Source organism: uncultured Henriciella sp. (assembly GCF_964005855.1).
Classification (GTDB): Bacteria; Pseudomonadota; Alphaproteobacteria; order Caulobacterales; family Hyphomonadaceae; genus Henriciella.
On sequence record NZ_CAXFSW010000004.1, the window covers coordinates 93,716 to 114,772 of the forward strand.

Consider the following 21,057-nt stretch of genomic DNA (forward strand, 5'->3'; position numbering starts at 1 on the left):
ATCAACGCTTTCGTGGTGGGCCGAAACGGGTGACGAGGCTGGACGTGTCCCAGCGATTACCGCCATCGGCCTGAACGTCGGCATAGAACTGATCGACCAGCGCGGTCACCGGCAGACGGGCTCCACTGTCACGCGCAGCTTTGAGGGCGATACGCAAGTCCTTGCGCATCCAGTCAACCGCAAAACCATGCTCGAACTCTCGTGCGGCCATGGTCTTCCAGCGGTTTTCCATCTGCCAGCTCTGGGCGGCCCCACCGGAAATGGCTTCCATCACCTTGGCCACGTCGAGGCCATTGCTTTCGGCAAAATGGATCCCCTCCGACAGGCCCTGTACGATCCCTGCGATACAGATCTGGTTGACCGATTTGGCAAGCTGTCCCGCGCCGCTCTCGCCAATATGGGTGATACGCGCGCCATAAGCCTCCATGACAGGACGCGCCTTCTCCATGGCATCGTCCTCGCCGCCGCACATGATGGTAAGCTTGCCGGCCTCTGCACCAGCCTGACCGCCGGAAATGGGCGCATCTATGAAATGGGCCCCGCGTGAATTACAGCGCTCAAAGAGATTGCGGGCAAGCTGCGCACTGGCGGTTGTGTGATCGATGACGATGCAACCGGCTTTCAGACTATCCTCGATCTGATCGAAGACCGCCTCCACGTCCGGGTCGTCACCGAGGCAGAGGCAGACGAAATCAGCGTCCTTTACAGCGTCGGCGGCGGATTCGGCCGCCTTACCCTTGTGCTTGCTTTCCCAGTCTGCCGATTTTGCACCTGTCCGGTTCCAGACAGTTACATCGTGTCCACTGGCCGCCAGATGGCCAGCCATCGGAAAGCCCATGACACCCAGTCCAAGAAATGCGCAATTGGTCATGAAGTCCTCTCAGGTCTTACTCACCGCAGCCATATGCCGGGCGAGACTCTATCCTCTGGTGCCCACTTAGAGCGGCTTCGGCAAGACGGCCAGATTTGTTTGAAATTACAACATCTCGCCAAACCTGATCTCAAATCGAGTAGCCTAGAGCCGTCAGTGAAGATCAGAAAGATCGGACCTGATGGCTGATGTAAACGCCTTGTCGCGGGCCAGGGGCAGAATGCCCTTGGCGCCGATCCGCCAGACCGGCGGATGGAAGCTCGCTTATGCGGACTTCCTGACAGCGCTCTGTGCGCTGTTCCTGGTGCTATGGCTTGTCCACGGGGCGACGCCAGAGCAAAAGGAAAGCGTGGCAGAACAATTCGGCGCAGCGCCCTCGCTTTCGGCCATGTCACTCGTGCCGGAGCGGCACGAACCAGCGCGCGCGGACCAGCTTGCCGCAACGCTGAAGTCCTCACCGCTTTTCGACCAGAACCTCACCTATGTCTCGCTTCAAAAACTCGAAAACGGCGTTCGCATCGAACTCATGGACCTTGATCGCGCGCCTCTGTTCGAGAAAGGCTCCCCCCTGCTCAACCCGCGCGGCAAAGACCTGATTGCCATGACCGCGTCTGCCCTTTCGCTTGTCGATTATGGCGTTTCCATTGAGGGCCATACCGACAGTGATCCGATCCACCGGATGGGCTATTCCAACTGGGACCTCTCGGCAGATCGTGCCAATGCCGCGCGCCGGGCGCTGCTTGCTGAAGGGCTCGACCCTGCGCGCATTCGCAGCGTGGCGGGCCTCGCCGATACCCGTCCGCTGGATGATGCGGCCACCAGCTTGCCTCAAAACCGGCGCTTGAGCATAGTCGTCCATCTAGATTGATGCCGCGCGACCAGCCATGAGCTGGTCAAGGCGGTCGGGAGGCTGGATGGATTCAGAGCTGATCGCCAACTGGCCGATGTGGGCCAGCCTCTTCGTCATTGCGTGCACGATTGTCGTTTACGTGCTGGACCGCTGGTCGATGGAGCTGGTTTCTATCGGGGTGATCCTCGCCCTGCTGCTGGTCTTCGCCCTGCCGGGAGCGACCGGCGTGGGCGACGAGCCGATCAGTTCCGCTGACCTGCTCCAGGGGTTCGGCAACCCGGCCCTGATCACCATCATGGCGCTTCTGGTTGTTGGACAGGGCCTCTTTCAAACCGGCGCCATTGAAGGGCCGACCAAGTCGCTGGTGCGCTCCTATGGCAAACGGCCTGTTTCGACGCTTTTTCTGACCTTCCTGGCCGTCTTCGCCATAAGCGCGTTCACCAATAATACGCCCGTTGTCATCATGTTCCTGCCGGTCATGAGCGCGATTGCCATGCGGATGAAGGCGTCACCCTCGCGCCTCATGATGCCGCTGAGTTTCGTGTCCATCCTGGCCGGCATGACCACACTGATCGGCACCTCGACAAACCTTCTTGCCGCCGACGCCTATCGCCGCACCGAAGGCATATCCCTCGGCTTCTTCGAGCAGACGCCGATGGGGCTGTTGCTTGCGGGCGTAGGGCTTGTCTATATCGCGATCTTTTCGCGTTTCCTGCTGCCCGACCGTGAGACGTTCGCGCAGGAAGTGGTGCCCAGCGGCAAACAGTTCGTGGCCCAGTTCGAGGTGACACAGGACCATTTCCTTGTCGGCAAATCTCCCGTCGCCGGCATGTTCCCTGACCTAAAGGACATGACGGTAAGACTGATCCAGCGCGGCGAGCGCGCCATGCTGCCGCCCTTTGATGACGTGCAGCTTCGTCCCGGAGACCTCGTCATCGTCGCCGCGACCCGCAAGGCGATCAGCGAACTCCTCGCGGCAAAGCCGGGCCTTTTGCAGCAGATCTGGCAGGACAGCGGGACAGAAGAGGTCGACACCTCCCTGCCCCAGCTCAGCCTGATCGAGGCGGTGATCGCACCGGGCTCTCGCATGGCGGGGCGGACGGTGGAAATGCTGGGCTTCCGGCGGCTGACCTCTGCGGTCGTCCTCGGGATCCAGAGACGGTCGCGCATGATACGGTCAAAGCTCGGACAGATCCGGTTGGAAGCCGGGGACACGCTCTTGCTGTGTGCGCCGCAGACGGTGTTCCAGGACCTTCGTACCAGCCGCGACATCATCCTTCTGGAATGGTCGCAGAAGGAGATCCCCTTCACGGCGCATAGCCTCGCAGCGCGGCTGATCGCTCTGGGCATGGTGGTGCTGGCGGCAAGCGGTATCACCAGCATTCTTGTCGCCTCGGTTCTCGCCGCCTTCGCGATGATCGTGACCCAGTGCCTGAACACGAGACAGGCCAGCCGGGCGCTCGATATCCGCATCTTCCTTGTGATCGCCGCAGCGCTCGCCATGGGTACGGCGCTGGAGCGGACAGGTGCCGCCACGCTGATCGCCAATGGCGTGGTCAACCTCGCCGCGCCCTATGGACCCGTCGTCATCCTGTCGACCATCTTTCTCTGCGTCGCGATCCTGACGAATATCCTGAGCAATGCGGCCACCGCCGTCCTGTTTGCGCCGGTCGCGCTGGAAGCAGCCCAGACAACGGGGAGCGACCCTCTGCCCTATATCCTCGCCGTCATATATGCATCGAATTGCAGTTTCGCCTCGCCTATCGCCTATCAGACGAACATGCTTGTAATGGCCCCCGGTCATTACAGATTTTCAGACTTCATAAAGTTCGGTGGGCCACTTTTGGTTGTGATGTGGATCGCATTCACGTTAATGGCCCCTTGGCGTTTTGATATTTGAGTGCCTTAATCGATGACGATGAAACTGGATGAGTCGCTATTCACCGTTCCGGGCGTGGGCCGCGGACTACGTTTCTATGTCACCGGCGCAACTCCCTGCCCCTATCTGGACGGCCAGATGGAGCGGAAGGCGTTTACCCATCTCAACCAGGCTTCACCGGACGCGCTTCATAACCAGCTGAGCGAGGCCGGCTTCCGGCGCAGCCAGTCGGTCGCCTACCGTCCGGCCTGCCCGTCCTGCAATGCCTGCCGCAGCGTGCGCGTCGATGCCTCCGGTTTTACGGCCAGCCGCAACCAGAAACGTATCCTGAAGCGCAATGAGGATCTCATGCGCCGGCCCGTCGCGCCGAAAGCGACGCGTGAGCAGTACAGGCTGCTCAAACGCTATCTGATTTCGCGCCATGAAGGCGGCGGCATGTCGGATATGGGCTTTCGTGAATTTGCCGGCATGGTGAACGAGACCCCTGTGCAGACCCTTATGTTCGAGTACCGCGAAGGACCGGAGGAAGACTCGCCGCTGATCGCTGTCTCCCTGACCGACGTGCTGCGCGACGGGTTTTCGATGGTGTACACCTTTTTCGACACGCGCCAGCCCCGGCGCAGCCTCGGCACCTACCTGATCCTGGACCATATCCGCAGCGCGCAGGACTACGGCCTGCCGCATGTCTATCTCGGCTACTGGATCAAGCAGAGCCCCAAGATGGACTACAAACGCCGCTTCCAGCCGCTGGAAGTCCTTGACGGGCCGGTCTGGCGTCCGCTTCAAGAGGGTGAATAGAACCCGCACCGAATGAGGGGGTGCCGGGCGATCCTGAGGATCGGGGGAGGACATGATACGTAGACGCAACCTGCTGGGCGCAGGGCTTCTTGGCATAGGTGGTGCAGCCGCCTCCTTTGGCCGTCCGGAGAGCACAAGCAAACTCGCCGCGCCCTCAATCAGCCGGAACCGCCGGCAGCTTAACATGGTGACGACCTGGCCGAAGGGCCTGCCAGGGCTCGGCCGGGCGGCAGAGCGGGTCGCCGAACGCATCTTTGCAATGTCCGACGGCATGATCGAGGTGAAGGTCTTTGCTGCCGGCGAGCTGGTGCCGGCCTTCGAAAGCTTCGACGCGGTCGCGAACGGCTCTGCCGACATGTATCACGGCGCCGAGTATTACTGGACCGCCAAGTCCACGGCCTATCCTTTCTTTACCGCTGTCCCCTTCGGCATGACGGCGCAGGAAATCATGGGCTGGATCGATTTCGGCGGCGGACAGGCCCTCTGGGATGAGTTGTCGGCCGGCTTTGGCATCAAGCCGCTGCAGGGCGCCAATACAGGCCACCAGATGGGCGGCTGGTTCCGGCGCGAGATCAACAGCCTCGACGATCTTGTCGGCCTTCAGATGCGCATTCCCGGTCAGGGCGGCGACGTGCTGCGCGCCCTGGGCGGCTCTGCCAAGGCGCTGCCGGGCGGTGAAATCTATCAGGCGCTCCAGACGGGCAATATCGACGCGACCGAATGGGTCGGGCCATGGAATGACTATTCGCTCGGCTTCTACCGCGAGGCGCCGTATTATTACGGGCCCGGCTTCCATGAACCGGGCGCCAGTCTGGCGGTCGGCATCAATCTCAATCTCTGGGACAGGCTGAGCGAAAGCGAGCAGGCCCTGATCAAGGCCGCCTGCGAGTCAGTCAATCACACCTCGCTGGGGGAGTTCACTTATCAGAACTCGGTCTATCTCGACCTTCTGGTGCGCGAACATGGCGTGCAGTTGCGCTCCTTCCCGGACGATGTCGTCAAGGCGATGGCCGAAGCCTCCCGCGATGTGCGCGCAGATTCGGGACGCGACGGGATCGAAAAGCGTATCTATGAAAGCTTCGAGGCAGGCTTGAACAAGATGACCGGATGGGCGGCGGTCTCGGACGGGCCGTATTATGCGGCCCGCGCGCTTGGCCGGCAGAGCCAGGGCTAGGCTCGCCATGGATCCGCAAGTCTTCCTGACGATCGGCAGTTTCCTGAAGTGGATCGGGCTCATCGCGTCCCCCCTTCTCCTCTTCCCGCTTTTCATCCTTGTCATACCTAAGCCGCTTCATGATGCGGGAGAGAGGCTGGCAAACGGTCTGGATGCAGCGATTGAGTGGGCCTTGCGCGCGGCGATGCTTGCGGCGATCCTCCTCTTCCTTCTGCAGCTCATTGTCGTCATCGCGAGCTATGCGCTCGCCCTGACCGCGACCTGGCTGTCGGAGTCGGTGATCTACGCGTTCGCGGCCATGTTCATGCTGGGCGCGGCCAGCGCCCTTCGCGACGACGCTCATGTCCGGGTGGACATTCTGCGGCCGCGATTTGGGGAAAATGGGCGCAACTGGATCGAACTGGCAGGCACCTATCTTCTTCTCTTCCCGATCTGTATCCGGCTCCTGACCACCGGGGAACAGGGGCTTGCGAGGGCGTGGTCGCTGTTTGAAGGCTCCCGCGAAAGCGACGGCCTGCCGCTCCTCTTCCTGTTCAAGACGCTGGTCCCTGTTTTCGCCATCCTGCTGATCCTTGCTGGTCTGTCGGTTGCCCTGCGCGCCGCCTTGCGACTGACAGGTTTCGAAGCCCCGGTTGATCCCGCCTCACCGCAGGAGCGTCATTATGGAGCTTGAATTCCTCCTCGCGCTGCTGATGTTCCTGACAGCCATTGGCGCCCTGCTCGCGGGCTATCCGGTCGCGCTCACCCTTGGCGGGGTGGCGCTTCTCTTCGCCCTGTTAGGCATGAGTTTCGGCGTCTTCCCCGAACACCTTCTGCGGTCACTGCCCAGCCGCATCCAGGGCGGGTCCATCATGCAGAATGAAACCCTGGTGGCCGTCCCCCTGTTCGTTCTCATGGGGGTCATTCTGGAACGTTCCCGGGTGGCAGAGGATCTGCTTCACATCGCCGGACGCCTGCTCGGCCGGCTGCGCGGCGGCCTTGGCTATGCTGTTGTGCTGGTCGGCGCCCTGCTGGCGGCCTCTACAGGCATTGTCGGCGCCACCGTCATCACCATGACGCTGATCGCCCTGCCGACCATGCTGGCCCAGAAATACGATCCAAAGCTCGCGACGGGCACGATCGCGGCGTCGGGTACGCTCGGCCAGATCATTCCGCCCAGTATCGTGCTTATCCTGCTTGCCGACGCGGTCTCAAACGCAGCCAGCCAGGCCGCCAATGAAATGAATGTCGGCAGCTTCGTCGTCTCGGTCGGCGACCTCTTTGCTGGCGCCCTGCTGCCCGGACTTCTGCTGGTCGGTTTCTATCTCGCCTGGATTGCTGTGATGTCGGTGCTCCGCCCCAGCACGTGCCCACCGGTGATCGACGATACCAGCCTGCCCCTCACGACAAGGGAAGTCGCCTTTGGTCTCGGCGCGCCGCTCTTTCTCATCATTGCCGTGCTCGGCGCCATTCTGGGCGGCATTGCAACGCCAACGGCAGCGGCGTCTATCGGCGTGGGCGGCGCTCTCCTCCTCGCAGGGCTGCGGCTCGGTGAGGCTGGCGACCGCAAGCTGGAATGGCTGATCCTTGCCGCCTTCGCGGCGCTTGTCGTCATCCTGCTGGTCCGCAATGTAATGGATTTGCGTCTTGGTGTAGCCTCGACCGATGCGCTGACCGTGACCGGCATTGCGATCATCGTGGCCGCGGGCATCGTCTTTCTGGCCGGCATCCTTGCCGGAATGGCAATCCTGCACCGGCGCGGCTTTCTATCGCTGGCACTCAAGAGCGGTGTTCACATCACAGCGATGGTCTTCCTGATCCTGATTGGTGCGTCACTCTTTTCTCTGGTCTTTCGCGGCTTTGGTGGCGACGAGATGGTGGCGGACCTGCTGGAATCGATCCCCGGCGGACGCTGGGGCGCACTGATCGGCGCCATGCTCGTCATGTTCGTGCTGGGCTTCTTTCTCGACTTCATCGAGATCGTGTTCGTCGTCGTGCCGCTGGTGACGCCGCCGCTGATCATCATGGGATTTGACCCGGTCTGGCTGGCCATTCTCATGGCGCTTAACCTGCAGACGAGTTTCCTGACGCCGCCCTTCGGCTTTGCCCTCTTCTATCTTCGCGGCGCCGCGCCCGACCAGGTTCGCACAATCGACATCTGGCAGGGCGCCCTGCCCTTCATCGGCCTTCAGCTTCTGATGATCCTTGCTGTCGCCTTCATTCCCGAGCTCGCGACATGGCTGCCCTCACTACAGGCGGACTGAGAAAAATCCCGGTCTTTCAAACGGAAAGACCGGGATTCTAAACGGGTCACGATTGTATCTGACTGCCTAGAACTTCACTTCCGGCACATTTGAAAGCGCCGTGCGGTCGCCGCCAAGGTCGAAGAATTCACGTTCCTCGAAATTGAACATGCCCGCGACGATGGAATTGGGGAATTGCTCGCGCGAGGTGTTATAGTCCTGTACGGCAGCATTGTAGAAGCGGCGCGCGGCGGCGAGCTTGTCCTCGATGACCGACAGCTCATCCTGCAGATCCTTGAAGTTCTCATTCGCCTTGAGATCGGGATAGGATTCGGAAAGCGCAAAGAGACGGCCAAGCGCGCTGGTGAGGGCGCCTTCAGCCTGTGCCATCTCACCTGGCGACTGCGCCGCCACGGCTGAATTGCGCGCCTGGACCACCTCTTCGAGCGTCTGGCGTTCATGGCTGGCATAGCCTTTCACCGTCTCCACGAGATTGGGGATCAGGTTCTGGCGCTGCTTCAGCTGGACGTCGATGTCCGCGAAAGCCTGATTGCAGCGCTGCCGCTTGGCGACCAGCGAATTGTAGATACCGATCAGGAAGACGACCACGATCGCCATCGCCCCGATAAGAATATAGATAAATGTCATGGAGGTCCCTCCACCTCGAAATACGCCCCGACGGGATGAGTAAACCCGCCTCTTCTGCGTGACAAGCTAGCCGGTGAATGTGCCGGATTTCGGAAAGCCTCTTGGCGCAGCCTTGCCGGCCTGTGCGCGCTTGCCGAGCCACTCTTCCCAGTCAGGGAATGTCCGCGAGCGGCCAGCCGCATCTGTCACCGCAAAGCCTTCCTCTGCGGTGAATGTCTTGGCATCTGCGAGCTTGTCTTTGCCTCGATAGGCCTGGAGTTTGACGCCTTTGCCACGCGCCATTTCAGGCAACTCTTCCAGCGGGAAAATCAGGAGCTTCTTGTTGGTCCCGATCACGGCAATCTGGTCGCCATCGACAGGATAGCTGACGAGCAAATTGCCCCCGCCCGTATTCACGACTGACTTGCCGGCCTTGCGGTTCGATTCAAGCTCGCTTTCCGGCACAATGAAGCCATAGCCGATATCGGATGCCATCAGCCGCTTGCGGGAGGTATCGAGGCGGAACATGTCGACAATCTCGATATTGTCCTCAAGATCTATGGAAAGGCGGATCGGTTCACCATGCCCGCGCCCGCCTGGAAGCTTGTCGCATGTCATGGTGAAGGCACGCCCATCACTTGCGAGAAGGACGAGCTTGTCGGTCGTCTGCACTTCCTCGCTCAGATAGAGGCTGTCGCCTTCCTTGAACTTGGTTGTTTCGAGATCGAGGCCGTGGCCCTTCATGCCGCGAATCCAGCCCATAGATGAGAGGACCACTGTCAGCGGTTCTTTCGGCGTAGACGCTTCGAGCGCAGCGGAAAGGTCGATTTCCGGCGCATCCTCAAAGGTGGCGCGGCGTTTGCCAAGCTCCGTGCCCGGGTCGAACGCCTTGCGGGCTTCTTTCAGCTCCTTGCCGACCTTGGTCCACTGGCGGCGCGACGAGCCGAGCAGAGCTTCGATGTCGGCGCGCTCTTCCTGAAGCTCTTCATGCTCCTTCTTGATCTGCATCTCTTCGAGCTTGCGCAGGGCGCGCAGACGAAGGTTGAGGATCGCTTCGGCCTGCGTATCGGTCAGCTCAAAGCGCTGCATCAGCTCCTGCTTGGGCTCATCTTCCTCGCGGATGATGCGGATCACCTCATCGATATTGAGGTAGGCGATGAGATAGCCTTCAAGCAGATGAAGGCGCTTTTCGATCTTGTCGAGGCGGAAACGGGCCCGGCGGTTCACGACTTCGCGGCGGTGATCGAGATAGGCAATGATCACTTCGCGCAGGCTCATCACCTTGGGGGCGCCGCGGTCCAGGACGTTCATGTTCATGGAGAAGCGCGATTCCAGGTCGCAGAGCTTGAACAGGCTCTCCATCATCACGTCGGGGTCGACGGTCTTCGCGCGCGGCTCAAGCACGATACGGATATCTTCGGCGCTCTCATCACGAACATCGCTGAGAAGCGGCGCCTTCTTGGTCTCGATCAGCTCTGCAAGCTTTTCGATCAGGCGGGATTTCTGGACCTGGTACGGGATTTCCGTGACCACGATCTGCCAGGTCCCCCGGCCAAGGTCCTCAACCGACCAGCGCGCGCGGATACGGAAGCCGCCCCGGCCTGTTTCATAGGCTTCGCGGATGGCGCTACGGGGTTCAACGATCACCCCGCCCGTCGGAAAGTCCGGCCCGGGCATGACGTTCATCAGTTCGGTGATCGGCGTATCGCGGTCTTCGATCAGCAGAAGCGCAGCATCGATGACCTCGGCGACATTGTGCGGCGGGATGGAGGTCGCCATGCCGACCGCAATACCGGAGGCGCCATTTGCCAGGAGGTTGGGATACCCGGCAGGCAAAACGACCGGCTCCCGGTCAGTTTCGGAGTAGTTGTCCTTGAAGTCGACCGCGTCCTCATTCAGCCCCTCAAGCAGGAGCTTCGCCGCCGCTGTCATCCGCGCTTCGGTATACCGGTAGGCGGCCGCATTATCGCCGTCGATATTGCCGAAATTGCCCTGTCCGTCGACCAGTGGGTACCGGACGGAAAAATCCTGGGCGAGCCGGACAAGCGTGTCATAGATGGCGCTGTCGCCGTGCGGGTGGAAGTTACCCATCACGTCACCGACGATTTTCGCACATTTACGGTAGCCGGATTCCGGATCGAGCTTAAGTTCGCGCATGCCGTAAAGGATACGGCGCTGAACGGGCTTCAGGCCGTCGCGCACATCCGGAAGGGCGCGCGACGTGATGGTCGACAAGGCATAGGCAAGGTAGCGCTTGGTGAGGGCTTCACTTAGCGGCTCATTGATGATCTTGCCATCTTCGGGGTCCAGAAGGTCGGACATAGTGGCTCCTTCGGGCTCTGCCTGTGGAGGAATCAGGCTCAGCCTCTGACTCTATCAGAATGACGGACGATTATAAGAAATGATCAGCACGGTTGAGCGCGTGATTAAACAGGTAGGTGTCGTTGCGGCGCTGCTTTTGGCAGTGATCGCGTTCAACGCCTATGTCCCGGTTCAGCACAACCCTTTGCGTCCGCTCAGCCTGAATGATCCTATTGGCCTGGCAACGCCCTTGAAGCTTGCCCGCCTCAAAGGCGACACCGACCAGTGTTATCGGCTTCTGGACCGCGCCGGTGTCGCTTACACCGCTCTGCCCGAAGGCAGCGGAACGGACCGCTGCCCGCTGAAACGGCCGCTGACGCTGGACAGGTCTGCCTACCCCTACTCCGTCGCGCCGCTGAAGATGACCTGCGCCCAGACCGCCTCGCTCTATGTCTGGGAACGTGAAGTGGTGGCCCCGGCGGCAGAAGCCATCCTCGGCGAGGAGGTCGACCGTATCCTTTCCTATGGCTCCTTCTCCTGCCGCAATATTGCCGGTGCCAGCCGGCTCAGCGAGCATGGCCGCGCCAATGCCATCGACATTCGCGGCTTTCGTCTGGCCGACGGGCGCGTCATCGAGGTGCGCCAGCACTGGCGCGAAGACAGTGAGCTCGGAGAGTTCCTGGAGGAGGTGCATGGCGGGGCCTGCCAGCTATTTTCTGTCGTTCTCGGTCCCGACTACAATGCGGCGCATGCCGACCATTTTCACTTCGACATGGGCGGCGCCAGCATCTGCCGCTAGGGGCTGGCGGGCCGGGCAAGCTTTGCCGCAAGACGCCGGCGCGCTTCCGGCATGTCGCGGTTCATCGTGTTGAAGAGACGGCGCTCGATGAAATGACCGGTAAGGTCTAGACCATGCGCGATATCGGCCTGCCCTGCCGGCGCGCGCGCATCGATCAGGAAGTTCGGCAGGATGAATAGCCGGTCGACATATTCTTCCGCCTCCGACCCCTTCACCGCGCGGCCGGTCCGCGGCGAAACATGGGTCAGCCCGTCATTGGCGCCGCTGACGGCGCAGGCTTCAAGGTCCAGTCCGAAACCGAGCATGGAGAGCAAACCAAGCTCCCAGCGTACATAGAGCGCCGGCCAGATCGCATCTTCATCCAGCCGGTCGAGCAGCATCTCCGTCGCATCATAAAGGGCGGAGCCGGCATGATCGCCCTCATTCAGGGCGCCGCGCAGAAGCGCGCAGATGGAGGCAACAGCATTGAGAGCCAGCGGCAGGTCAATCAGACGCGAAGCGCGCTGGCGGGAGCTTTCGGCCACATCGAAGCGTCCGAGCTGTTCCTCAAGGCGTCCAGACCAGGACAGGTCCACCGTATTGCCAGGCTCATACTGGGCGCGCTTCTTGCGCGAGGCACCGCCATAGACGAGACCGGAACGGCGCCCGCGCTCTCGGGTCAGCACATCGAGGATCAGTCCGCTTTCGCCGAATTTACGGCCGCCGAGGACAAGGCCCTCATCGCGCCATTGCATCAGCTATCGAACTCCAGCCCAAGATGGGAATAGCTTTCGCGCTTTTCCTGCCACTTCTCGTCCACCTTCACAAAGAGGAAGAGGTGGACGCGGGTATCGAGCAGCTTGCCGAGCTCTTCCCGCGCGGCCTTGCTGACCCATTTGATCGTCTGGCCATTCTTGCCGAGGACCATGGACTTGTGATTGTCGCGGCCGACGATAACGGCCTGTTCGATCCGCACATCGCCGTTCTGGAAGTCTTCCCAGGTCTCGGTTTCCACGGTGAGCTGGTAGGGCAGCTCCTCATGCAGGCGGAGCATCAGCTTTTCGCGTGTAATCTCTGCCGCCAGCAGCCGCATCGGAATATCTGCCGACTGATCCGGCGGGAACATGGCCGGGCCTTCGGGCATCTGAGCGGCAACGTGCTCGAGCAGCCGGTCTAACCCGTCGCCATTCTCTGCCGAGATCATGAAGATGTCGCTATAGGCGCCCTCCTCATTGAAGTGCGAGATCAAGGGCAGGACTTCCTCATGCGGGAAAAGGTCGATCTTGTTGAGGGCGAGGATGACCTTTCGTCCGGTCTGTTTCAGCGTGCGGATGACATCTCGGTCATCCTCAACCGATTTCGTCTGCGCTGGCGCGGCCTTGCCCTTGCGTTCGGCGATCCAGGCGGCCGCGTCGATCAAATGGACCACGGCGTCGGCATCGTCTGCCCCCGTCCATGCAGACTTTACCATGGCGCGGTCGAGCCGCTTCTTCGCGCCAAAGATGCCGGGTGTGTCGACGATCACGAGCTGTGCGTCGCCAGCATGCGCAACGCCCCGCACCGGGAAGCGGGTGGTCTGCACCTTGTGGGTCACGATGGCCACCTTGGTGCCGACAATGGCATTGGTCAGTGTGGACTTGCCGGCATTGGGCGCGCCGATAACGGCGACAAAGCCTGCGCGGTTGATGTCTTCAGCCTGCATTGCGGATCAGATCCCTTAATAGACGGTCGGCCGCAGCCATTTCAGCTTCCTGCCTGGAGCGGCCCTTGTCGCGTGCAGCGCCCCGGCCCTCAACCTTCGCCTCGACCAGAAAGACAGGCTCATGGTCAGGGCCCGACCGCTCTATGATATCATAAGTCGCATAAGGCGCACGATTTGCGCCGCACCAGTCACTCAGCCTTGTTTTCGGGTTCTGCTGCGAGATCTCCCGCTCGACAAGCTCCATGATCCAGTGACGGCTGATAAAGGCGCGCGCTGCTTCCATGCCCCCATCGCGGTAAATCGCTGCGATAATGGCCTCAATGGCGTCGGCCACGCTCTTGTCATAGCTGCCGCGCTTATTGTTCTCCATCGACGCGTCGAGGAAGAGGAAAGGCCGTAACCCTATCGCCTCGCCAACTTCCGCGCAGGCTTCACCGCTGACCAGCTGATGGAAGATACGCGTGAGATAGCCTTCGCGCTCTGAGGGGAATTTCGCGATCAGCATCTCGGCCATGACGAGGCCAAGCACCCGGTCGCCCAGGAATTCCAGCCGCTGGTTCGAGAACTGCGCATCGCCGTCATAATTGTCGATCAGGCTTGGATGCGTCAGCGCCCGGTGCAGCCATTCGACAGTACGGAAGGTGTAGCCAAGCTTGCCCTCAAGCGCCTTGCGGTCATCGCTTGAAAGCTCAGGACGCTTGCGCTTCAGCGCCTTTGCGGAGGCGCGCAGTCGTGTGCGTTTCGGGCGGGCGGGTTTCATGAGCGCGCTTCTAAGGGCATGGCCTCGATAATGACAACCGCCGATGCCCATGGATGGTCGTCGGTGATGGTCAGGTGGATGAGGGCTTCATGACCTGCGGGCAACATTTCGGCCAGGCGCGTGGCCGCTCCGCCCGTCAGCGCCATGGTCGGTTTGCCGGTCGGCAAATTCACCACGCCCATATGTTTCCAGTGCACGCCCCGGCGCGGCACACCTGTGCCAAGCGCCTTTGCACACGCCTCCTTGGCAGCGAACCGTTTGGCATAGGTCTCGGCAGACCGGCGGCGGCGTTCGGCGAGCGCGATCTCCGTTTCGGTGAAACAGCGTTGCTTGAAGCGGTCGCCAAAGCGGGCAATCGACTTCTCGATCCGCTCAATATTGCAAAGGTCATTGCCCATACCGATGATCATGAGCGCGCGCTCCTTCAGGCAAGGCCACGGCTGCCGGGCTTGACCGGCGGGATGGCCTTGAGATCATCCGGCAGGTCATCAGGGTCATAGTCCGGGAAATCCACTTTCGCGAGCGAGACCAGTTCACACCCGACATCAGCACGGCCATTGGAGCGATCAATGACACAGGACCCGCCGACGACCTTGCCCGGCAGCTTGCCCAGCGCCGTCACCGTCTCCCTGAAGGAGAGACCAGTCGTCACAATGTCCTCGGCAATCAGGATTGTCTCACCTTCGGCGATGGAAAAGCCGCGCCTGAACTGAAGCTCACCATCGACCCGTTCGGCGAAGATGGAGCGGCAGCCAAGCTGGCGTGCAAGTTCGTATCCGGGAATAATGCCGCCGACCGCAGGCCCTGCTACAACATCAATCTTCCCGAATTTTGCCGTCACTTTCTCTGCAAGCGCCTTACAGAGACGTTCGGCAAGCTCCGGCTGCGAGAAGACCAGCGCCTTCTGGAGAAAGACCGGGCTGCGGCGGCCGGATGAAAGAATGAAATGACCTTCGAGCAATGCACCGGCTTCGCGGAAACAGTCGAGTACATCGTCATTGGTCAATTGGTCGTCTCCTCGATCCGCTCGACGCTCTCCACGACGGCGAGCGAACGCAATGCGGCCCTTATGTGCTCGAGATGGCGCAAGTCCTCAACCTCGATATCGAAGATGAGCTGAAGAAAATCAGCTGCCCGTTCACCCGTTTCCACCCGGGTGATGTTCCCGCCCGCCTGGGCCACCGCAGAACACTGTAGCGCCATGACGCCCGGCTTGTTCACCGCCTGCACGCCAATGCGGCCGACAGCAACCACGCCCTGTTTGGCAACCTCATTCCAGCGCAGGTCCACCCAGAGATCCGGACGGTCCTCGAAATCGGCGACCTTGCGGCAGAAGATCGTATGGATGACGAGGCCTTTTTCAGGTTCGCGCAGACCAATGATGCGGTCACCAGGGATCGGGTGGCAGCATTCACCAAGGTGCAGCGTGACACCCGGGGTCAAATCCTCGCCCGCAATCATCTGGCTGGCATATTCATCATCGATCAGGGTGCGGTCCTGCGGATTGAGCGCGGCAGGTTCATGGCCCGGGAAAGCGGTGCGGATGAATTCGGATGTCTCGTAACGGCCCCGGCCAATCGCTTCGGCAAGGTCTTCCGCAGATTCAAATTCGGCACGGCGGGCCACACGAACCATGTCGATCTCGATAGGGTCGATCCCCGCCCGGCGAAGATCCCGGTCGATGAGCGCGCGCCCGAGCTTCACGAATTCAATCTGCTCACGTCCGCGGATGAGCCGGCGGATGGCAGACCGTGCCCGGCCTGTGACCGTCAGCGCTTCCCAGCCTACCACAGGACGCGACTCCTCGCGGCGCAAAATCTCGACAACGTCACCGTTTTTCAGCGGCGTACGGAGCGTACGGTCTACCCCGTTGATCTTTACACCATCACACGTATCGCCAACCGCCGTGTGAACCGCATAGGCAAAGTCGAGAGGCATCGCCCCGCTCGGCAGGATGATGAGGCGCCCCTTCGGCGTGAAGACGAAGGCGTGCTCGCGGTACATTTCGAGCTTGGCATGCTCAAGAAACTCATCAGGCTCAGCGCCATCGGCCAGCAATTCGCCAAATGCCCGCAGGTTGATGCTGGGGTCGAGGCCTGCTGCCTTGGAGGATTCAAGGTCGAAGCCGTATTCGCTGTTCTTGTAGGTCCAGTGGGCGGCCACACCATGCTCGGCGGTACGGTCCATTTCCTCGGTGCGGATCTGTAGTTCGACCAGCCGGTTTCCTGACGCCCGGACGGTCGTATGGATCGAGGCATAGCCGTTCGGCTTGGGCACCGAAATGAAGTCCCTGAACCGGTCTGGCAGGCAGGCCCAAACGGTGTGGAAGGCGCCGAGCAGCTGGTAGCATTCGCGCACATCGTTGACGATGACGCGGAAGCCGAAAATGTCGGCAACATCCCGGAAGGAAATCGATTTTCGCTCCAGTTTGCGCCAGATTGAATAAGGCTGTTTGCGCCGCCCCTTGATCCGCGCCTCTATCCCCTGCTCTGCGACCACCTGTTTGATGGCGAAGCGGATGCGCTCAAGATCGTCGGCATTTTCCGACATCAGCTCTTCGAGCTTGAGGACAATGCTTTCGCGCGCCGCCGGGTTCACATGATGAAAGCCGAGGTCTTCAAGTTCCGAGGCGACCTGGTAAAGACCCACCCGGCGGGCAAGCGGGGCATAGATCTCCAGCGTCTCGCCCGCGATACGGCGGCGGGACTCTTCCTTCGGCACAAAATGAAGGGTGCGCATATTGTGAAGTCTGTCGGTGAGCTTCACCAGCAGAACACGAATGTCATGCACCGTCGCCAGAATGAATTTCTGGAAGTTCTCGGCCTGCTTGGACTTCTCGGATTTATAGTCGAGCTTGCCGAGCTTCGTGACACCATCCACCAGCTCAGCCACATCAGTGCCGAACCGTTGATCTATCTCCTCGAGCGAGACGTCGCAGTCTTCGACCGTATCGTGCAGGAGACCGGCCATGACGGTGCACTGATCGAGCTGAAGCGCTGCCAGGAGCATCGCGACCTGGACTGGGTGGGAATAATAGGGGTCGCCGGATTTGCGCAGCTGTTCGCCGTGCTTTTCCTTAGCGAAATCATAGGCTTGCCCAAGCCTTACAGAATCCACTTCCGGATAATAGGCCCGGACGGCCTCAACCAGGTCTTCGCGCGCAGGTATGTTGACGCGAGCACCTGACTCGCGCCGCTCCATATTTGCGGGCGACCGGTCTTTCGAAGGTACGGTCGCACTGTCCATGGGAATACTAGAAACGGTCGTCGCGGCCCGACTCAAGCTCGGCCTGATAGGCGCGCATCACGTCTTCTTCGCTGGCAGCCGGTGCCGTCTCGAGAGCTGCACGATCTGCTTCACGCTCTTCTTCCTCGCCAGGACGCACTTCCTGGAGGTTGGCGATAAGGCCTTCGCGAACCACATCTAGGCTGACGGAACGGTCTGCGATCTCACGCAGGGAGATCACCGGATCCTTGTCATTGTCACGGTCGACCGTGATCGGCGAGCCTTCGCGGATCATACGCGCGCGCTGGGCGGCAAGAAGGATCAGGTCAAAACGGTTCGGGACCTGTTCAATGCAGTCTTCGACTGTAACTCGAGCCATATGGAAATTCTCCTGATAGCCGTCCTTTATATGCGCTGCAGCAGGCCGATACAACCCGTCCCTTGATTGGAGTGCAGTGGCCAGCTACCCTCCTCTGATATTTTTACATCTCCCTGATTACTGGTTGAAAATGGCATTTTACAAGGACGAACGGCTGATGCTGTTCATCGACGGGGCAAGCCTCTATTCCACCGCCCGGTCACTCGACATCGAAATCGACTTCCGCAAGTTGCTGACCGAGTTCCGCAATCGCGGCCGCCTGCTGCGGGCAAATTATTATACGACGATCTTTGATGGCGACGACTACAGCCCGGTGCGCCCGCTGGTCGACTGGCTGAGCTATAATGGTTTCAACGTGCTGCATAAGCCGGCGCGCGAATTCACCGACCGCGAGGGCCGCAAGCGTGGCCGCGGGAACATGAATGTCGAAATCACGGTCGACATGCTGAAGGCCGCATCGACAGTCGATCATATCGTCTTCTTTGCGGGCGACGCGGATTACCGCCGGCTGATCGAAGCTGTGAAGGCTGAAGGCTGCCGCGTCACCGTCGTGTCCTCGGTGAAGTCACAGCCGCAGGGCGTTGCAGATGAGCTGCGCCGTGAGGCCGATGTCTTCATCGATCTTGATGAACTGGGTGATCTGATCGCCCGGCCGCGCGGCGCCGGCGCAGACCGGCAGGGCGAATATGGCAGGGACGATGATGACTGAAGCACCAGCCACATATCCACCCGAAGCGCCGCTGAATTGCGATCTCTGCCCACGGCTTGTCACCTACAGGTCCAAGAACCGTCTGGAGCATCCGGGCTGGTTCAATGCACCCGTCCCGTCTTTCGGCGACGAGGACGCGCAACTTCTCGTCATCGGCCTTGCGCCCGGCGTGACCGGGGCGAACAAGACGGGCCGGCCCTTTACGGGCGACTGGGCGGGGGATCTGCTTTACGCCACGCTCGACAAGTTCGGTTTCTCGGAAGGCGAGTATCAGGCACGTCCCGATGACGGTCTTCAGCTGAAAGGCGCCATGATCACCAATGCCGTGCGCTGCGTGCCGCCAAAGAACAAACCGGTCGGCAGTGAGGTCAACAATTGCCGCAACTATCTCATGTCGCGCATCGACGCGCTGAAATCCGCCAGGGTGCTTCTCTGCCTCGGCAAGATTTCCCATGACACGACGCTTCGGGCCTTTGACATGAAGATCAAGGATCACCCCTTCGGACATGGCAGTGAATATGCCGTCCCGGGCAACCGTGTGCTGCTGTCGAGCTATCACTGCTCGCGCTACAATACGAATACAGGACGGCTCACCACGGAGATGTTCGAGGACATCTTCCAGCGCGCCAGCGAGCTGCTCGGCCGGTAGGCATTCCGGGTTCTTTGGCCCGGAAACGCAGTCCTTCAACAGCTAATGAGAGGTCCGGGGCTAGGAGACCTGACATTCCGCCTCGTATCATCGGTATGATTCGGGATAGACGAGGTGGTCATGGCAGGTTCAAACCAGGCACAACTGTTCGACGACATGGCACCCGACAATTCCGGGTACTCGGCCAAGGACATCGAGGTCCTTGAGGGCCTTGAGCCGGTGCGCAAGCGGCCGGGCATGTATATCGGCGGCACCGATGAGCGGGCCTATCACCACCTCTTTGCCGAAGTCCTCGACAACTCGATGGATGAAGCGGTCGCGGGCCATGCGAGCCGGATCGAAGTGCATCTGGCAGAGGACGGCTTCCTGACCGTCACCGACAATGGTCGCGGCATTCCGATCGACCCGCACCCGAAATTCCCGGACAAGTCGGCGCTCGAAGTCATCATGACCACGCTGCATGCGGGCGGCAAATTCTCCGACAAGGCCTATGAGACCGCAGGCGGTCTGCACGGCGTCGGCATCTCTGTCGTCAACGCCCTGTCGGAACGCGTCGAGGTGGAGGTCGCCCGTGACCGCAAGCTTTATGTCCAGGTGTTCGAACGCGGCCATGTGGTCTCTCCGGTCGAGCTGAAGGGCGCCGCCCCCAACCGGCGCGGCACAAGTGTCCGTTTCCGGCCCGATGTCGAAATTTTCGGCGAGAAGCTCCGCTTCCGCCCGGCCCGCCTGTTCCAGATGGCCCGCTCCAAGGCCTATCTCTACCGCGGCGTCGAAGTCCGGTGGTCCTGCGACCCGTCCCTCCTGCCCGAGGACTCCAAGGTCCCAGCAGAGGCGACGCTGACCTATCCGAACGGTCTGGCCGACCAGCTCGAAGAAGTCTTCAAGGGCAAGGCCACGATCACGAATGAGGCGTTCTCCGGACTCGTCGAGACAGATGATGGCAAGGTCGAGTGGGCCATTGCCTGGACCGCTGCCGGCTTTGGAGAAGCGGACGGCTTCTCGCGCTCCTACTGTAACACCATCCCGACACCCGATGGCGGCACACACGAGGCGGGTCTTCGCTCTGCCATTACAAAGGGCCTTCGCAATTATGGTGAGCTGACAGGTCAGAAGAAGGCGAGCACCATCACTGCCGACGATGTCATGTCCTATGCTGGCATCCTGCTTTCGGTCTTCATCCGGGGGCCTGAATTCGTCGGCCAGACGAAGGACAAGCTCTCGACGGCGGCCGCCTTCCGCCTGGTCGAGAATGCCGTGCGCGACCGGTTCGACCATTGGCTCGCCGGCAGCCCGAAAGAAGCTGACAAGCTGCTGAACTGGGCGATGGAACGCGCCGATGAGCGTGCCAAACGCCGCAAGGACAAGGAAGTCGCCCGCAAGTCGGCGACGCGCAAGCTGCGCCTTCCCGGCAAGCTCGCCGACTGTTCTGCCAATTCCGGCGACACCGAACTGTTCATCGTCGAGGGCGACTCCGCTGGTGGTACGGCCAAGACGGCACGTGACCGGAAAACGCAGGCGATCCTGCCCCTGCGTGGCAAGATCCTGAACGTTGCCTCTGCCTCCACCGACAAGCTGGAAAAGAACCAGGAACTGTCGGATCTTATGCTCGCGCTGGGCACGGGTCTGAAGACGCGCTTCAACCTCGATGACCTTCGGTATGAGCGCGTCATCATCATGACCGACGCTGACGTCGACGGCGCCCACATCGCATCGCTGCTCATCACCTTCTTCTATCAGATGACGCCCGGCCTGATCGAAAGCGGGCGGCTCTATATGGCCATGCCCCCGCTTTACCGGCTCAGCCATAAGGGCAAGTCCGTCTATGCCATGGATGACGCGCAGAAGGCCGAGCTGATCGAGAAGGAATTCAAGGGCAGCGAAAAGGTGGAAGTCGGCCGCTTCAAGGGTCTCGGCGAGATGAATGCGCCGCAGCTCAAGGAAACGACGATGGATCCCAAGTCACGGACCCTGGCGCGGATCACGCTTCCCGATTCCATGGATGAGCTGACCGAGCTTAAACCAGCCGAACTCATCGACACGCTGATGGGCCGTAAAGCCGAGCACCGGTTCAAGTTCATTCAGGACAACGCCCAGTTCGCCGCAGACCTCGACATCTAGAACACTGCCCGGTCT

The 21,057-nt window shown here is 60.9% G+C and carries 20 protein-coding genes; 10 read left to right on the plus strand and 10 right to left on the minus strand.

Going from position 1 to position 21,057, the window contains the following annotated elements; translation table 11 throughout:
* Position 1: 1 nt before the first annotated feature.
* Positions 2-871, minus strand: a complete 870-nt coding sequence (locus ABNU55_RS08140) for an NAD(P)-dependent oxidoreductase (RefSeq protein ID WP_290749000.1) — start codon at positions 869-871, stop codon at positions 2-4.
* A 181-nt stretch (positions 872-1,052) separates the two neighbouring features.
* Between ABNU55_RS08140 and ABNU55_RS08145 the strand changes: the two genes are divergently transcribed.
* Genes ABNU55_RS08145 through ABNU55_RS08170 form a run of 6 tightly spaced genes read left to right on the plus strand, consistent with a single transcriptional unit; the run spans position 1,053 to position 7,815 of the window.
* The gene (locus tag ABNU55_RS08145) at positions 1,053-1,739 is read left to right on the plus strand and encodes a flagellar motor protein MotB (RefSeq protein WP_290748997.1); all 687 of its coding nucleotides are present in this window, start codon (positions 1,053-1,055) and stop codon (positions 1,737-1,739) included.
* A 46-nt stretch (positions 1,740-1,785) separates the two neighbouring features.
* Positions 1,786-3,621, plus strand: a complete 1,836-nt coding sequence (locus tag ABNU55_RS08150; protein WP_290748994.1) for an SLC13 family permease — start codon at positions 1,786-1,788, stop codon at positions 3,619-3,621.
* A gap of 12 nt (positions 3,622-3,633) precedes the next feature.
* Positions 3,634-4,398, plus strand: coding sequence for an arginyltransferase (locus ABNU55_RS08155; RefSeq protein WP_290748991.1), 765 nt, complete (start codon positions 3,634-3,636; stop codon positions 4,396-4,398).
* 52 nt (positions 4,399-4,450) lie between these two features.
* Complete coding sequence (locus tag ABNU55_RS08160) at positions 4,451-5,572, plus strand: TRAP transporter substrate-binding protein (RefSeq protein ID WP_290748989.1); 1,122 nt, start codon at positions 4,451-4,453, stop codon at positions 5,570-5,572.
* A 7-nt stretch (positions 5,573-5,579) separates the two neighbouring features.
* Entirely contained in the window at positions 5,580-6,245 is a 666-nt protein-coding gene (locus ABNU55_RS08165; RefSeq protein ID WP_290748986.1) for a TRAP transporter small permease subunit, read from the plus strand.
* Positions 6,235-7,815 carry a TRAP transporter large permease subunit gene (locus ABNU55_RS08170; RefSeq protein WP_290748984.1) on the plus strand — a complete coding sequence of 527 codons (1,581 nt, stop codon included), beginning with the start codon at positions 6,235-6,237 and terminating at the stop codon, positions 7,813-7,815. The genes ABNU55_RS08165 and ABNU55_RS08170 overlap by 11 nt, the downstream gene beginning before the upstream one ends.
* 66 nt (positions 7,816-7,881) lie before the next feature.
* Here the strand turns inward: ABNU55_RS08170 and ABNU55_RS08175 are convergent, their stop codons facing one another.
* Together ABNU55_RS08175 and parC are read right to left on the minus strand one after the other, a co-directional pair.
* Positions 7,882-8,442 carry a LemA family protein gene (locus ABNU55_RS08175; protein ID WP_290748981.1) on the minus strand — a complete coding sequence of 187 codons (561 nt, stop codon included), beginning with the start codon at positions 8,440-8,442 and terminating at the stop codon, positions 7,882-7,884.
* A 66-nt stretch (positions 8,443-8,508) separates the two neighbouring features.
* Positions 8,509-10,743: a DNA topoisomerase IV subunit A gene (gene parC, locus ABNU55_RS08180; RefSeq protein ID WP_290748979.1), complete on the minus strand. Its 2,235-nt coding sequence runs from the start codon at positions 10,741-10,743 to the stop codon at positions 8,509-8,511.
* Between the two features lie 79 nt (positions 10,744-10,822).
* On the opposite strand from parC, the gene ABNU55_RS08185 reads away from it, so the two are divergent.
* Positions 10,823-11,521: an extensin family protein gene (locus ABNU55_RS08185; RefSeq protein ID WP_290748977.1), complete on the plus strand. Its 699-nt coding sequence runs from the start codon at positions 10,823-10,825 to the stop codon at positions 11,519-11,521.
* Here the strand turns inward: ABNU55_RS08185 and recO are convergent.
* From recO to rpoZ, 7 genes are read right to left on the minus strand one after another with little or no spacing between them, the layout of a single operon-like run.
* Positions 11,518-12,255, minus strand: a complete 738-nt coding sequence (recO, locus tag ABNU55_RS08190) for a DNA repair protein RecO (protein WP_290748974.1) — start codon at positions 12,253-12,255, stop codon at positions 11,518-11,520. The two genes, ABNU55_RS08185 and recO, sit on opposite strands and share 4 nt — an antisense overlap.
* Positions 12,255-13,202: a GTPase Era gene (gene era / locus ABNU55_RS08195; RefSeq protein ID WP_290748971.1), complete on the minus strand. Its 948-nt coding sequence runs from the start codon at positions 13,200-13,202 to the stop codon at positions 12,255-12,257. Before era ends, recO begins: the two co-directional genes overlap by 1 nt.
* Complete coding sequence (rnc, locus tag ABNU55_RS08200; RefSeq protein ID WP_290748968.1) at positions 13,192-13,962, minus strand: ribonuclease III; 771 nt, start codon at positions 13,960-13,962, stop codon at positions 13,192-13,194. The genes era and rnc overlap by 11 nt, the downstream gene beginning before the upstream one ends.
* Positions 13,959-14,372 (minus strand): holo-ACP synthase, encoded by a 414-nt coding sequence (gene acpS / locus ABNU55_RS08205; protein WP_290748960.1) that lies wholly within the window; start codon positions 14,370-14,372, stop codon positions 13,959-13,961. The genes rnc and acpS overlap by 4 nt, the downstream gene beginning before the upstream one ends.
* 14 nt (positions 14,373-14,386) lie before the next feature.
* Entirely contained in the window at positions 14,387-14,968 is a 582-nt protein-coding gene (pyrE, locus tag ABNU55_RS08210; protein ID WP_290748958.1) for an orotate phosphoribosyltransferase, read from the minus strand.
* On the minus strand, positions 14,965-17,208 hold the full coding sequence (locus tag ABNU55_RS08215; protein ID WP_290748955.1) for a bifunctional (p)ppGpp synthetase/guanosine-3',5'-bis(diphosphate) 3'-pyrophosphohydrolase: 2,244 nt from the start codon (positions 17,206-17,208) through the stop codon (positions 14,965-14,967). The genes pyrE and ABNU55_RS08215 overlap by 4 nt, the downstream gene beginning before the upstream one ends.
* 7 nt (positions 17,209-17,215) lie before the next feature.
* Positions 17,216-17,566, minus strand: coding sequence for a DNA-directed RNA polymerase subunit omega (gene rpoZ / locus ABNU55_RS08220; RefSeq protein ID WP_290748952.1), 351 nt, complete (start codon positions 17,564-17,566; stop codon positions 17,216-17,218).
* Between the two features lie 130 nt (positions 17,567-17,696).
* Here rpoZ and ABNU55_RS08225 point away from each other — a divergent pair, with 130 nt between their 5' ends.
* The 3 genes from ABNU55_RS08225 to parE all read left to right on the plus strand — a co-directional run bounded on the left by ABNU55_RS08225 (position 17,697) and on the right by parE (position 21,042).
* Positions 17,697-18,275, plus strand: a complete 579-nt coding sequence (locus ABNU55_RS08225; protein ID WP_290748950.1) for an NYN domain-containing protein — start codon at positions 17,697-17,699, stop codon at positions 18,273-18,275.
* Positions 18,268-18,924: a uracil-DNA glycosylase gene (locus ABNU55_RS08230; RefSeq protein WP_348764301.1), complete on the plus strand. Its 657-nt coding sequence runs from the start codon at positions 18,268-18,270 to the stop codon at positions 18,922-18,924. The genes ABNU55_RS08225 and ABNU55_RS08230 overlap by 8 nt, the downstream gene beginning before the upstream one ends.
* Before the next feature lie 120 nt (positions 18,925-19,044).
* Positions 19,045-21,042 (plus strand): DNA topoisomerase IV subunit B, encoded by a 1,998-nt coding sequence (gene parE, locus ABNU55_RS08235; RefSeq protein ID WP_290748945.1) that lies wholly within the window; start codon positions 19,045-19,047, stop codon positions 21,040-21,042.
* Positions 21,043-21,057 lie beyond the last annotated feature (15 nt).